Origin of the sequence: Bordetella petrii, from assembly GCF_017356245.1 — a bacterium.
Taxonomy (GTDB): domain Bacteria; phylum Pseudomonadota; class Gammaproteobacteria; order Burkholderiales; family Burkholderiaceae_B; genus Bordetella_A; species Bordetella_A petrii_D.
Genome location: NZ_JAFMZZ010000001.1, coordinates 2,489,662 through 2,503,340, shown reverse-complemented (window position 1 = coordinate 2,503,340; position 13,679 = coordinate 2,489,662). Strand labels below are relative to the sequence as shown.

13 protein-coding genes and 1 tRNA gene are annotated in these 13,679 nt (G+C 69.0%); 12 read left to right on the top strand and 2 right to left on the bottom strand.

All coding sequences use genetic code 11. The features are described 5' to 3' along the window. Nucleotides 1–66: 66 nt before the first annotated feature. The 6 genes from mnmC (at nt 67) to J2P76_RS12065 (ending at nt 7,350) form a co-directional block, all read left to right on the top strand. The gene (mnmC, locus tag J2P76_RS12090) at nt 67–1,953 is read left to right on the top strand and encodes an FAD-dependent 5-carboxymethylaminomethyl-2-thiouridine(34) oxidoreductase MnmC (protein WP_207407720.1); all 1,887 of its coding nucleotides are present in this window, start codon (nt 67–69) and stop codon (nt 1,951–1,953) included. Between the two features lie 245 nt (nt 1,954–2,198). Then, nucleotides 2,199–4,424 (top strand): glycoside hydrolase family 31 protein, encoded by a 2,226-nt coding sequence (locus J2P76_RS12085; RefSeq protein ID WP_207407718.1) that lies wholly within the window; start codon nt 2,199–2,201, stop codon nt 4,422–4,424. Between the two features lie 269 nt (nt 4,425–4,693). Further along, nucleotides 4,694–5,779, top strand: coding sequence for a methionine ABC transporter ATP-binding protein (locus tag J2P76_RS12080; protein ID WP_207407716.1), 1,086 nt, complete (start codon nt 4,694–4,696; stop codon nt 5,777–5,779). Continuing rightward, nucleotides 5,736–6,389 (top strand): methionine ABC transporter permease, encoded by a 654-nt coding sequence (locus J2P76_RS12075; RefSeq protein WP_207407707.1) that lies wholly within the window; start codon nt 5,736–5,738, stop codon nt 6,387–6,389. Before J2P76_RS12080 ends, J2P76_RS12075 begins: the two co-directional genes overlap by 44 nt. 38 nt (nt 6,390–6,427) lie before the next feature. Beyond that, nucleotides 6,428–7,225, top strand: coding sequence for a MetQ/NlpA family ABC transporter substrate-binding protein (locus J2P76_RS12070; protein WP_207407706.1), 798 nt, complete (start codon nt 6,428–6,430; stop codon nt 7,223–7,225). 49 nt (nt 7,226–7,274) lie between these two features. After that, a tRNA-Lys gene (locus tag J2P76_RS12065) sits at nt 7,275–7,350 on the top strand. Nucleotides 7,351–7,433: 83 nt separating this feature from the next. Here J2P76_RS12065 and J2P76_RS12060 read toward each other — a convergent pair. Continuing rightward, nucleotides 7,434–7,862 carry a PaaI family thioesterase gene (locus J2P76_RS12060; RefSeq protein ID WP_207407704.1) on the bottom strand — a complete coding sequence of 143 codons (429 nt, stop codon included), beginning with the start codon at nt 7,860–7,862 and terminating at the stop codon, nt 7,434–7,436. Between the two features lie 183 nt (nt 7,863–8,045). Here J2P76_RS12060 and modA point away from each other — a divergent pair, with 183 nt between their 5' ends. Genes modA through modC form a run of 3 tightly spaced genes read left to right on the top strand, consistent with a single transcriptional unit; the run spans nt 8,046 to nt 10,632 of the window. Beyond that, entirely contained in the window at nt 8,046–8,804 is a 759-nt protein-coding gene (gene modA / locus J2P76_RS12055) for a molybdate ABC transporter substrate-binding protein (RefSeq protein ID WP_207407702.1), read from the top strand. A gap of 30 nt (nt 8,805–8,834) precedes the next feature. Further along, complete coding sequence (gene modB, locus J2P76_RS12050; protein WP_207407699.1) at nt 8,835–9,512, top strand: molybdate ABC transporter permease subunit; 678 nt, start codon at nt 8,835–8,837, stop codon at nt 9,510–9,512. Nucleotides 9,513–9,525: 13 nt separating this feature from the next. Then, the gene (gene modC, locus J2P76_RS12045; RefSeq protein ID WP_207409191.1) at nt 9,526–10,632 is read left to right on the top strand and encodes a molybdenum ABC transporter ATP-binding protein; all 1,107 of its coding nucleotides are present in this window, start codon (nt 9,526–9,528) and stop codon (nt 10,630–10,632) included. Nucleotides 10,633–10,644: 12 nt separating this feature from the next. Here the strand turns inward: modC and J2P76_RS12040 are convergent, their stop codons facing one another. Continuing rightward, nucleotides 10,645–11,544, bottom strand: coding sequence for a LysR family transcriptional regulator (locus J2P76_RS12040; RefSeq protein WP_207407692.1), 900 nt, complete (start codon nt 11,542–11,544; stop codon nt 10,645–10,647). 108 nt (nt 11,545–11,652) lie between these two features. On the opposite strand from J2P76_RS12040, the gene J2P76_RS12035 reads away from it, so the two are divergent. Genes J2P76_RS12035 through J2P76_RS12025 form a run of 3 tightly spaced genes read left to right on the top strand, consistent with a single transcriptional unit; the run spans nt 11,653 to nt 13,666 of the window. Next, a complete protein-coding gene (locus J2P76_RS12035) occupies nt 11,653–12,534 on the top strand; it encodes an amidohydrolase family protein (protein ID WP_207407690.1) in 882 nt (293 codons plus the stop codon). 20 nt (nt 12,535–12,554) lie between these two features. Next, nucleotides 12,555–13,112, top strand: a complete 558-nt coding sequence (locus J2P76_RS12030) for a DUF4286 family protein (RefSeq protein ID WP_207407689.1) — start codon at nt 12,555–12,557, stop codon at nt 13,110–13,112. A 2-nt stretch (nt 13,113–13,114) separates the two neighbouring features. Next, nucleotides 13,115–13,666, top strand: a complete 552-nt coding sequence (locus J2P76_RS12025; protein ID WP_207407687.1) for a carboxymuconolactone decarboxylase family protein — start codon at nt 13,115–13,117, stop codon at nt 13,664–13,666. The last annotated feature ends 13 nt before the right edge of the window (nt 13,667–13,679 follow it).

Below are 13,679 nucleotides of genomic sequence, written 5' to 3'. Positions count from 1 at the left end.
ACAGGCTTGTCGCTTTGGGTATGCTGGCGCGCGCGGCGCCGGCCGCCCGGACTTTTCTTTGCATACATGCCTTCTTATTCGCCCCTGCTTCCTCCCGCCGCCGGCCTCGATGCCGACGGGCGTTTCAGCAGCGCCGCGTATGGCGATGTCTATCACAGCCCGTCCGGCGCGCTGGGGCAGGCCGAGCATGTGTTCCTGCGCGGCAACGGCCTGCCGCAGCGCTGGCGCGGGCGGCAGGCCTTCACCGTGTGCGAGACGGGTTTCGGGCTGGGGCTGAATTTCCTGGCGCTGTGGCATGCCTGGCGTACGGACCCGGCGCGGCCGCGCCGGCTGCACATGCTGTCGATCGAGGCGCATCCGTTCACCCGCGATGCGCTGCGCGGCTGGCTGCGGCAATTGGCGCCCGACGTGCTGCGCGGGCTGGCCGAACAACTGGCCGATCAATGGCCGGCCTGCCTGCCCGGCCTGCACCGGCTGGAATTCGAAGGCGGCACGCTGACGCTGACCCTGGCATTCGGCGCGGCGTCGACGCTGGCGCCGCAGCTGCGCGCCAGCGTCGATGCTTACTTCCTGGACGGCTTCGCCCCCGACCGCAATCCCGATCTCTGGCAGCCGGCGCTGATGCGCGACCTGGCGCGGCTGGCCGCACCCGATGCCACGCTGGCCACCTGGGCCAGCGCCGGGCCGGTGCGGCAGGCATTGCGCGACGCGGGCTTCCAGGTGCGCAGGCAGCCCGGCTATGGCGGCAAATGGCACATGACGGCAGGGGTGCGCGCGCCCGGGCCGGCACAGGCGCCTGGCGATGCGTGGGCCCTGGCGCGCGGCGCTGATGGGGCGGGGCAAGATGAAGTCGTGGTGGTGGGCGGCGGGCTGGCCGGCGCCGGCATCGCCCAGGCGCTGGCGCTGCGCGGACGGCCGGTGTGCGTGATCGACGCCGCCGGGCCGGCCTCGGCCCATGCGGGCCATGTGGCCGCGGCGCTGACGCCGGTGATTGCGCGCGACGACAATGCGCGCGCGCGCCTGTCGCGCGCCGGCAGCCAGCGGGCGCTGGCGCGCTGGGCCGCGCTTGCGCCCGACGCCGCGCCCTGGCGCTGCGGCACCCTGCAGCTCGAGCGCGATGCCGGGCGCAGCGCGGCCATGGAAGAAACCTTGCGGCAATTGCAGTTTCCGGCCGACTGGGTGCGCGCCGTCGACCGCGACGAGGCGACGGCGCAGGCAGGCGTGCCGGTGGCGCGCGGCGGCGTGTTCTTTGCCGACGGCCTGCTGGTGCGGCCCGCCAGGCTGATTCCCGCCCTGCTGGCCACGCCCGGCGTGCGCCGGGTCGAGGGCCGCGCGGTCGCGCTGCGCCATGCCGGACACGGCTGGCAGGTGCTGGATGGCGGCGGGCAACTGCTGGGGCAGGGCGCCACCGTGGTGCTTGCCAATGCATTCGGCGCCCAGGCGCTGCTGCGCGGCAGCGGGCTGCTTGAGCCCCTGCCGCGCGTGGCGCAAATGCACGCGCTGGCGGGAGAGGTCAGCCTGCTGCCGGCCGCGGGGCTGGGCGGCGGCCCGCGCTGCATTGTCGGCGGCGAGGGCTATCTGCTGCCTGCGGTGGACGGCTGGTGCGTGGCGGGCAGCACCTACGAGCACGGCGCCAGCGCCGCGCAGGTCAGCGCGGCGGGGCAGCAAACTACCCTGGACAAGGCGGCCGGGCTGCTGGGCGGGCTGCCCCCCGCCTGGGCCGCGCTGGTGCCCGGGCAATTGCCGGGATGGGCCGGCTGGCGCGCCGTGCTGCCCGGCCGCCTGCCGGCCGTGGGGCCGCTGGGCCATGCCCCCGGCGTGTGGCTGGCTGCCGGCTATGCCTCGCGCGGGCTCAGTTGGTCGGCCCTGGCGGGTGATCTGGTCGGCGCCTGCCTGTATGGCGAACCCCTGCCGCTGCCGGCCGATCTGCTGGCCGCCGTGGCGCCGCGCTAGCCGCGGCGGCCGCGCAGAAGAGCCCGCGATGCCGGACGATCGCCGCAAAACCGCGCTGTAGGCTGCCTGGCGCGGTTGTGTTCGGGCTTGCAAGTAAGTGGTCGCTGCGCCCGCCGGCATCGGCATTGATGGGTTGTCCGGAAACCAAATTCGGCACGAAAAAAGGGACCGAGTTTATTTCGAGGGCCAAATCCGTCAAAATAGCGTCTTTTAATTGGTTTTTGGCTTAAGCCGGGGGATGCTCTGTGCCGCCCAAATTCGACTTTGCCCATACTACCCAGCTCGATTCTGTCGAGCTGTTGTCGTCGCGTCCCAGCCGCATTGATTTCGATGCGGGCGATGGATTGCGTCTGGTAGTCGAGGCGCATGCGCCTGGTGTGTTTCGCCTGCGCTGCGGCGAGGCGAATCTCCTTACCGACGACAAGCCCGGCGCGCGCGCGCGGGCTGTTGCCGAAATGTTGCTTGCGCGCCAAGAGGCCGTGGGCGAATGTACGATCGCGCCGCATGACGACGGCGGAGGCTGGCGCATTACGCAGGGCGACGTCGCGCTCGACATCCAGTCCGATCCGGTGCGCATCGCGCTGTATCGCGGCGATGCCAGGCTGCTGTCTTCCGACGTTTCGGCGCACGAGCCTGCTTTCGGCCACAACGCGCTCGATGAAGCCGAGCATGCCGTCTGGAACGCCGCCTTCGGCCTCGAGGCCGGCGAACGCGTCTACGGCCTGGGCGAAACCCCGGGCGACCTGAACCGCCGCGACGAAGCCGTGGTGTCCGACGACCCCGAGCACCGCGCCCTGCCGCTGGCCTGGAGCCCGCGCGGCTGGGGCGTGTACGTGAACACCATGCATCGCGTGCAGCACGGGGTGGGCGTGGCGCCCATCGACGATGCGTACGCGCTGTCGGTCGAAGACACCGTGCTCGACCTGTTCCTGTTTGCCGGCGAACCCGGCGAGATCCTGAACCAGTACACCGCCCTGACGGGCCGGGCCGGGCAGCCGGTGCTGTGGGCCATGGGCGCGTGGCTGCAGCAGGCCGAAGGCGAGATGCCCACGCAAACCGCCGCGCTGGTCGCGCAGATGCGCGAGATGCAGCTGCCGCTCGACGCCGTCAGGCTGGCGCAGCCGGCGGCCTGGGGCTTTCAGGCCGACAAGACCGTATTCGAATGGGATGCCCAGCGCTTCCCCGACGCGCGCCAGATGCTGGCCTTGTTCCACAAGCACCATGTGCACGTGGCGGCCACCGGCTTTCCGGGGGTCATCAAGTCCAGCCCGCTGTTCGAAGAGCTGGAAGACCGCGGCTGGCTGCTGACGCGTGACGACGGCAGCGCCCAGGTGTTCGACGGCAACGCCGCCACCGCCGGCCGGCCCTACGGTTTGCTGGACCTGACCTACCGCGACGTCTACAACCTGTGGATCGAGCGCCATCGCCAGCTGCTCGAAGACGGCCTGGACGCGCCCGCCTGCGACGCCCAGATCGCGCTTCCCGAAGGCGTCAGCGCGCGCAACGGCGAAAGCGGCGCCGCGCTGCGCACCATGTATCCGTTGCTGGCGCGGCGCGCGCTGTTCGACGCAGTGGCCGGCCACAAGGTGCCGCCCGAAGGCGTGGTGCCCAGCACCGACCTGTTCCCGGCGGCGCAGCGCCTGCCCTGGCAGACCGGCCCGCAGGTAACCAACGACTGGGCCGGCCTGCAGCATACCTTGCGCACGGCGCTGTCCATCGGCGCCAGCGGTGTGCCGGTGCAGGTGCATGCCATCGGCTCGGCCACCGCGCCGCTGGACGGCATGACGCCCGAGCTTTACCTGCGCTGGCTGACGGCCGGCGTGTTTTCGGCCAACTTCTGCTTCCAGGGCATTTCCGCCTTGCTGCCCTGGTCGTTCGGCGATGCCGCGCTCGAGCAGGCGCGCACCTGGCTGCAGTGGCGCTATCGCCTGATTCCCTACGTGCTGGGGGCCATCGAAGATTCGGTGCGCACCGGGCTGCCGGTGCAGCGTTCCATGGCCCTGAGCTTTCCGCACGACCCCGACGCCCACGACTGGGACCTGCAGTATCTGCTGGGGCCGGCGCTGCTGGTGGCCCCGGTCACGCAGCCCGGCAACAGCGTGCGCGTGTACCTGCCCAAGGGCGATGCGTGGTGGGACCTGAACACCGGCCATCGCTACGAAGGCGGCACGACCTGGACCATCGAGTGCGGCACCGACAAGTTTCCGGTGTTCGGCCGCGAAGGGCACATGCTGTGCCTGGGGCCGGTGGCGCAGCACGCGGGCGAATTCAATTCGGCCCGCATCCTGGACGAAGTCTGGATGTTCGGCATGCCCGTCCACAACCCCGTGGTCATGCGCAACAAGATCCGCGTCATGCAGATGCAGGGCTCCAGCTACATCAAGGGGCTGGAAGGCCTGCGCATTCTTCCGTCGGAAGGCCTGGAGGTCAAGCGCCGCGGCGCCGAGGTTCGTATTTCGCGAGCCCGGTAGTAGGTCCCACCCCCGAAGCGCTGCGCGCTTCCCCCTCAAGGGGGCGACGCTGGCGGACCGGCGAAGCCGGATCCGCGGCGTCCCCGCTTGAGTTGCACTGGTTCTATGCGGGACAACAGGCCGTATGGCAACGCTGCTGGCGGGTGGCGTGTGCTATGGTTCGGCGCGCATCACGTCCGGGGCGGCTTCTTTTATATAACCAAAAGTTATTAAAAAGAGAACAAACAGTCGTTCTCTTTGGAAGCGCGCTCCGCCACAATCGCAACGTCATGATTCACATCGAAAACCTCTCAAAGACCTACGCTACCCCGCACGGACGCTTTGAGGCATTGCGCAACATCAGCCTGCATATCGAGCAGGGCGAGGTGTTCGGCATTATCGGTCCCAGCGGGGCCGGCAAAAGTACTCTGGTCCAATGCATCAATTTGCTTGAGCGCCCCGACAGCGGCGAGATCGTCATTGGCGGCACCGCCCTGACCGGCCTGGGCGAGGCCCAACTGCGCAGCCAGCGCCGCCGCATCGGCATGGTGTTCCAGGGCTTCAATCTGCTGGCGCGCCGCACGGTGTACGGCAATGTGGCGCTGCCGCTGGAAATCGCCGGCGTGCCCGCCGCGCAGATTCCGGCCAGGGTGGAGCGGCTGCTGGCGCTGGTGGGGCTGGAGCACCTGCGCGACCGCTATCCCAGCCAGATCAGCGGCGGCCAGAAGCAGCGCGTGGGCATTGCCCGGGCGCTGGCCAACGACCCCGACGTGCTGCTCAGCGACGAAGCCACCTCGGCGCTGGACCCGGAAACCACCCACAACATCCTGGCACTGCTGCGCGACATCAACCGCCAGACCGGCGTTACCGTGGTGATGATCACGCACCAGATGGAAGTGGTGCGCGAGATCTGCGACCGCGTGGCCGTGCTGTCGCAGGGCGAAGTGGTCGAGATGGGCCGCACGCAAGATATTTTCGCCACACCGCGGCACGAGGTTACCCGCGCCATGGTGTCGGCCGCCACGGCTTCCGACCTGACCGACGCCACGCTGGCCGCCACCCGCGACCGCATGGCCGAGCTGCAGGCCGCGCGGCCGGACAGCGCGGTGCGCCTGCTGCGCATCCGTCTGGCGGGCGCCTCGGCCGGCACGCTGCTGTCCGACCTGACGCGCGCGCATGCGCTCGATGTCAGCCTGGTGCAGGCGCGCGTCGAAGACATCCAGGGCGTTGCCGTCGGCACGCTGTTCGTGCTGGTGCAAGGCACCGCGGCCGCCCTGGACCAGGCGCTGGCCGCTCTGGCCGCGCAAGACATATCTGTAGAAGAAATCGCACATGAGTCCGCAACTGATCGAACTGCTCGCCACCTCGCTGCTTGATACGCTGCTGCTGGTGGGCGTGCCCAGCCTTATCGCGGTGCTGGTGGGCATCCCGATGGGCGTGGTGCTGGTGGTAACGGCGCGCGGCGCCATGCTGCAGAACCTGGCGGTGAACCGCTCGCTGGGGGCGGTGGTCAACATTACCCGCTCGGTGCCTTTCATCATCCTGATGGTGGCCATCATTCCGTTCACGCGGCTGATCGCGCAGACCTCGATCGGCACCACGGCGGCCATTGTGCCGCTGTCGGTGGCGGCGATTCCCTTCATGGCGCGCATCGCCGAAAACGCCATGCGCGAAGTGGACGCCGGCCTGCTGACCGCCGCGCGCGCCATGGGCGCCAGCCCGCTGCAGATCATCATGAAAGTGCTGCTGCCGGAATCGCTGCCCGGCCTGGTGGCCGCCACCATCGTCACCGTGATCAGCCTGATCGGCTATTCGGCCATGGCGGGCGCCATCGGCGGCGGCGGCCTGGGCGACCTGGGCATCCGCTACGGCTACCAGCGCTTCCTGCCGGAAGTCATGCTGGCCGTGGTGGTGGTGCTGGTCGTGCTGGTGCAGGTCGTGCAGGGCCTGGGCGACTGGCTGGTACGCCGCATGTCGCATCGCTGAGTTTTCGCCTTGTTTTTCTACCTGGAATCTAACGCAACATGAGCATCACGTTCTTCAAGTCGCTGGCGGCGCTGACCCTGGGCGCCGCCGTTTTCGCGCAACCCGCGCTGGCGCAGGACAAGCCGCTGAAAGTCGGCGTGACGGCGGGGCCGCACGCGCAGATTTTCGAGGTGGTCAAGCAAGAGGCCGCCAAGCAGGGGCTGAAAGTCGAGATCATCGAGTTCAGCGACTATGTGCAGCCCAATGCGGCGCTGTCCGCCGGCGACCTGGACATGAACAGCTACCAGCACCAGCCGTACCTGGACGCCGCCAATGCCGACCGCGGCTACAAGCTGGCCAGCATCGCCAAGACGGTGATCTTTCCCATCGGCATCTACAGCAAGAAGGTCAAGAGCCTGGACGAACTGAAGCCGGGCGCGCAGATCGGCATTCCCAACGACCCCACCAACGGGGGCCGGGCCTTGCTGCTGCTGCAGGCCCAGGGGCTGATCAAGCTGAACCCCGATGCCGGACTGAAGGCCACGCCGATCGACGTGGTCGAGAATCCGCGCAAGCTGCGCTTCGTGGAGCTGGACGCCGCCCAGCTGCCGCGCTCGCTGGACGATACCGATGCGTCGGCCGTGAACACCAATTTCGCGCTGGAAGCCGGCCTGGATCCCAACAAGGACGCCATTGCCCGCGAATCGTCCGAGTCGCCGTACGCCAACGTGCTGGTGGTGCGCGAGCAGGACAAGGGCCGCGCCGACCTGCAGAAACTGGTTGGCATTTACCAGAGCCCGGTCGTGAAGGAATTCATCGCCCAGAAATTCAAGGGCGCAGTAGTGGCTGCCTGGTAGGCCGTTTTGACAATTTGGCCCGCCTAAGCCATAATGGCTGGCTTAGGTTGGGTCGTTAGCTCAGTTGGTAGAGCAGCGGACTTTTAATCCGTTGGTCGCGCGTTCGAGTCGCGCACGACCCACCACCGAATCAGGAAGAACGCCGCCGTGCACATGCATGGCGGCGTTTTTTTGCCTGGCGTGGGCGCGCGGGCCCGGCCGCCGGGCCTCAGCCGTCGGATGCCGGCTTGAGCGCCGCGCGCACCGCGAATACGGCGTTGGCCTTCAGCATGACCTTGCCCTCGACCTGCAGCAGGCAGGTGGCGTACAGCAGGCGGCGCCCCTGCTTGTCGATGCGCACGTGGGCTTCGAGCCAGTCGCCGGGTTTGACCGCGTTCAGGTATTCGACCGACATTTGCACGGTTACCACCGACACCTGCGCCTGCTGCACGATGCAGTATCCCAGCGCGCTGTCGGCCAGTGTGGCCAGCAGCCCGCCATGCGCGATGTTGTGCATGTTGGTGTGCGGCGCGGCCACGCGCATGGCCAGCACATTGCTGTCGGTGCGCCGGTAGAAGGCGCCCAGGTCGGCCAGGTGGGTCATGAAGGGGCTGCTGGGGTGCCAGGGTTCGAAACCGTCGGGTATGGATTGGGTCATGGGAAGAGGGCGGAAAGTACGGGCCTGCGCGCCGGACGCCCGGCGGGCCAACAGTACGCACAGTATCAGAAGCCGCCGGGGATGGCGGCGGATTGATGCGCGGCAACGGCAAGCGCGCGGGTTGCCTGCAATTCGTTATATAGTTCACTTTATAGCGAACCCCGACCGCTTACAGGAGCCGCCATGCCCGTTCTGCGCATTTCCCTTTTCCTGGCTGCCGCCACCGTGGCGGCATCCGCGGCCGCGGGCGAAGTGCAAGTTGCCGTCGCCGCCAATTTCACGGCGCCCATGCAGGCCATTGCCCGCCAGTTCGAGCAGGACACCGGCAACAAGGCAGTGGCCGCGTTCGGCGCCACCGGCCAGTTTTATTCGCAGATCAAGAATGGCGCGCCGTTCGAGGTGTTCCTGGCCGCCGACGACAACCGCCCGGCCCGCCTGGAAGCCGAGCAGCAAACCGTGCCCGGCTCGCGTTTTACCTATGCCGTGGGCTCGCTGGCGCTGTGGTCGGCCAGGCCGGGCTATGTGGACGACCAGGGCGCCGTGCTGAAGCGGAACGCGTTCCGCCACCTGGCCATCGCCAATCCCAAGGCCGCGCCGTATGGCCTGGCGGCCACCCAGGTGCTGGACAAGCTGGGCCTGGCCGATGCCGTCAAGCCCAAGATCGTGGAAGGGCAGAGCATTGCCCAGACACTGCAGTTCGTGGCCACCGGCAATGCCGAGCTGGGCTTCGTGGCCCTGTCACAGGTATACAAAGACGGCAAGCTGAACTCGGGCTCGGCCTGGCTGGTGCCGGCCGGGCTGCATGATCCGATCAGGCAGGACGCTGTTATCCTGGCAAAGGGCAGGGACAATCCCGCCGCCCAGGCTTTCGTCGACTACCTGAAAGGCCCCAGGGCCGCCGCCATCATCAAGTCGTACGGCTATCAGGTCCCGGCGCAATAACAACAACACGCTACGGAGCCGTGCCGCCGCATGCCCCTGGATTCCTCGGACCTGGCCGCCATCTGGCTGACCATCCAGCTGGCGTCGCTGACGACCCTGCTGCTGCTGATCATCGGCACGCCCATCGCCTGGTGGCTGGCGCGCACGCGCTCGCGCCTGAAGGGCCCGATCGGAGCGGTGGTGGCCTTGCCGCTGGTGCTGCCGCCCACGGTGCTGGGCTTTTACCTGCTGGTGGTCATGGGCCCGCACGGGCCGGTGGGGCAGGCGACGCAGGCGCTGGGGCTGGGGGTGCTGCCCTTCACCTTTGCCGGCCTGGTGGTGGGTTCGGTGGTGTATTCGCTGCCGTTCGTGGTGCAGCCGCTGCAGAATGCCTTCGAAGCCATCGGCGCGCGCCCGCTGGAGGCGGCCGCCACGCTGCGCGCCAGCCCGCGCGACTGCTTCTTTTCGGTGGTGCTGCCGCTGGCGCGGCCCGGCTTCATCACTGCCGGCATCCTGGGTTTCGCGCACACCGTGGGCGAGTTCGGCGTGGTGCTGATGATAGGCGGCAACATCGAGGGCCGGACCCGCGTGGTGTCGGTGCAGATCTACGATCACGTCGAGGCCCTGGAATATGCGCAGGCGCACTGGCTGGCCGGCGGCATGGTCGTGTTCTCGTTCGTGGTGCTGCTGCTGCTTTACACGCGGCGCCGCGCCGTTACGGTGTGGTAGCCCCATGGCGGCGATGCAGTACGAAGTGAATGATACGGTGGGCATCGAGGCGCGCTTGCGCGTGGACTACGCCGATTTCTCGCTGGACCTGGACCTGCGCCTGCCCGGCCGCGGCGTGACCGCCCTGTACGGGCATTCGGGCTCGGGCAAGACCACCTGCCTGCGCGGTGTGGCCGGCCTGGCGCCGGTGGCGCAGGGCTACCTGCGCGTGAACGGCGAGGTCTGGCTGGACACGGCGGCCGGCATCAACGTGCCCACGCACCGGCGGGCGCTGGGCTATGTCTTCCAGGAAGCCAGCCTGTTCCCGCACCTGACCGTGCTGCGCAACCTGCAGTTCGGCCTGAAGCGGGTGCCAGCCGGGCAGCGCCGCGTCGACCTGGACCAGGCCGTCGATCTGCTGGGCATTGCGCACCTGCTGCGGCGCATGCCGGCCGGCCTGTCGGGCGGCGAGCGCCAGCGGGTGGGCATGGCGCGCGCGCTGCTGACCAGCCCGCGCCTGCTGCTGATGGACGAGCCGCTGGCGTCGCTGGACATGGCCCGCAAGCAGGAGATCCTGCCGTACCTGGAACGCCTGCACGACGAGCTGGACATCCCCGTGCTGTACGTCAGCCACGCGCCACAGGAAGTCGCGCGCCTGGCCGACCACCTGGTGCTGCTGGAAGAGGGCCGCGCCACGGCCAGCGGCCCCATCGGGCAGATGCTGTCGCGCCTGGACCTGCCGCTGGCGATGGACGATGACGCATCGGTGGTGGTGGCGGGCAGCGTGGCGGGCTTCGATCCGGCCTACCGCCTGATGTCGGTGCGCCTGCCGGGCAGCACGGCCTGCCTGCGCGTGGTGCACGGCGCGCTGCCGGACGGCCATTCGGCGCGCCTGGCCATCAAGGCGCGCGACGTCAGCGTGGCGCTGGAGCATCCGCGGGGCAGCAGCATCGTGAACGTGATCCCCGTGCGCGTGCTGGACATGGCGCCGGCCGACAACCCCGACCACATTCTGGTGCGCCTGGACGCCGATGGCACGGCGCTGCTGGCCCGCATCACGCGCTATTCGCGCGACCAGCTCAAGCTGGCGCCGGGCGCGCAGGCGTGGGCGCAGATCAAGGCGGTGTCGGTGCTGGGCTGAGCGGCGCGCGGTTCAGGCGAACAGCTGCCGCATGTCCAGCCCGCGGATGATGGCCGCCGTGGCTTGCACCAGCGCCGGCAGCGGATCGCGCACCGGCGTGGCCAGCGTCAGGTTGTTCATGATGACGGGCTCGGCGATCTCCGAGCAAACCAGGTAGTCCTGTCCCGGCATGTCGTGCAGGGCCGAACGGGGCAGAATGGTGTAGAGCGTGTCCTGCGTCATGGTTTCCAGGATGGTGTGCACCACGTCGACCTCGGCGGCGATGTCCAGCGCCACGTCCAGGTCGCGGCAGGTCTTGTCGACCAGGGCGCGGATAGTGTTGGGCGCGCTGGGCAGCACCAGCGGATAGCGGCCCAGGTCGCGTGCGCGCACGCGCGGCGGCGGCACCGGCCGGCACGATTTGGCGTACGCCAGCACCAGGTCTTCGCGGTACACCGATTCGAACCGCACCAGGGTGGAAGGGGGCGGGTCGTACAGCAGCGCCAGGTCGACGCGGTCTTTGACCAGCCACTCGTTCATCTCGGAACTCAGGCCCTCGGCCAGCGTCAGCGCCGCGTCGGGATGCTGGCGGCGGAAGGCCTGCACGATCTGCGGCGCCAGCCGGCGCGCCACGCGGTGCGGCATGCCCAGCCGCACCTTGTCCTGCACGGTGGAGGCGTAGGCGCGCATGTCCTGCCTGGCATGCTGGGCCAGGGCGTCCAGCGCCTTGGCGTGCGCCAGGAAGCGCAGGCCCGCCGGCGTGGGCTCCACGCCGCGCCCGGTGCGGGTCAGCAGGTGGTGGCGCAGTTCGGTCTCGAGCAGCTGGATCTGCCGGCTGAGCGACGGCTGCGACAGGCCCAGCACCTCGGCGGCACGGGACAGGCTGCGCATTTCGCACGCCATGATGAAGTAGCGGACTTGCTTCAGATCCATAACGGCAATGGTATACGTTTTTTCTATATCAGAAGTCAGCTCCGCGCCATTGCCGGGGCCGCGCGGGCTGCGCATCATGCGGGGATTCACGGTTACCCAGCTGCTTCCATGCCCGATTGCGCACCTGCGCTAACCCAGATCACGCCCGCCAGCGCAACGCTGCCGGCGCATGCCTGCGATAGCCATTTCCATATTTTCGGCCCGGCGGACGTTTTTCCTTATGCCGAGCACCGCCCCTATACGCCGCCAGATGCGCCGTTCGGGCAATTGCGCCGGCTGCACCGGCAGCTGGGCATCAGCCGCGGCGTGATTGTGCAGCCCGGCTGCCACGGCTACGACATGTCGGCCACGCTGGACGCGCTGGACCGGGGCGCCGGACAGTACCGCGCGGTGGCGCTGCTGGCGCCCGATGCGGGCCCGCAGCAGATCGCCGAGCTCGACCGCCGCGGCGTGCGCGGAGTGCGCTACAACTTCGTGGCGCACCTGGCCAATGCCGGTTGGGACGAACTGGCCGCGATGGCGCCCCGCATCGCGCCGTTCGGCTGGCATGTGTGCATCCATTCCGACCAGGCTTCGCTGCCCGGGCTGCTGCAGCGCCTGAAGACCCTGCCCGTGCCGTTCGTGATCGACCACATGGGACGCGCGGCCGCCGCGCAGGGCACCGCCGGCGAAGCGTTCCAGGCGCTGCTGGCGCTGCGCGGTCATCCGGGCGCGTGGGTCAAGATCTCGGGGCTGGACCGCGTCTCGAGCAGCGGCGTGCGCCCGTTTTACGACGGCGAGCCGCTGGTGTCGGCCTTGCTGGACGCCATGCCCGAGCGCCTGCTGTGGGGCACCGACTGGCCGCATCCCAACGTGACCGGCGCCATGCCCGACGACGGCGAACTGCTCAACACCTTTCTGCGCCTGTGCCCCGATGCGGGCCTGCGGCGGCAGATCCTGGTGGACAACCCCGACCGGCTGTACCGCTTCGAGCCTGCCGATACCCCCTGATTCCTTTGCCGAGAACAAGCATGGAGCAAATGCTGATCAAATTTCCGGAAGAGACTGTCGATATCGCCGCCGTGCGCGCCCTGCCGGGCGCGGGCCGGGGCGACGCGTGGCTTTACCACGCCGCCGACCATACCGAAACCTATGCGCTGCTGGCGGCCCCGGCCGACCCGCGCGCCCTGCAGGACGCGTTGCGCGCGAGGCATCCCCGCGCGCAGGCGGTGGCGCTGGCGCTGACCACCGATGTGGCGGGGCAGGCCGCCGGCCAGCCGGCGCCCTGGTTCTACGTGGTGGAAACCGACATCAAGGCGGGCGCCGAGGCCGATTTCGACCGTTGGTACGAAGAAGAACACCTGCCCGGGCTGGCCGCGGTGCCGGGCACGGTGCGCGCGCGCCGCTATCTGGCCCGCGAGGGCTCGCCGCGCTACTACGCCTGCTATGACCTGGCCAGCCGCGAGACGTTCGGCTCGCCGCCCTGGCTGGCCGTGCGCGCCACCGACTGGAGCAGCCGCGTGCGCCCCAACTTCATCAACACCAAACGCACCATGTTCCGCCGGGTGCCCGCCAACCAGGAGGCCTGACCATGCCGCGCTTGAATCCCCCGGAGGTCGACGGCATGTCGGCGCACCAGCGCCGCATTTACGATGCCATCGCCAGCGGCCCGCGCGGCCGCGTGCGCGGACCGCTGGCGGTGTGGCTGCACCGCCCGGGCCTGGCCGAGCACGCGCAGGCGCTGGGCCAGTATTGCCGCTACGACTCCAGCCTGAGCCCGCGGCTGTCCGAGCTGGCCATCCTGACCATGGCGGCCTGGTGGCGTTCATCGTTCGAGTGGTGGGCCCACCAGCCCATCGCCGTGAAGGCCGGGCTGGACGCCGGCATTACCGAGCAGATCCGCCTGGGCGACACGCCGGCGTTCGAGCAGGCCGACGAGTCGGTCGTGTACCGCTTCGTGCGCGCGCTGCTGGAAACGCGCCAGGTGCCCGACGCGCTGTACCAGGAAGCCGTGCAGGTGCTGGGCACCGACAGCGTGGTCGACCTGGTCGGCGTCGCCGGGTACTACTCGCTGATCTCGATGACCATCAATGTCTTCGACATTGCGCCGACCGATGGCAGCACGGTCAGCTTCGGGCGCTGAGCCGCCGCAACCT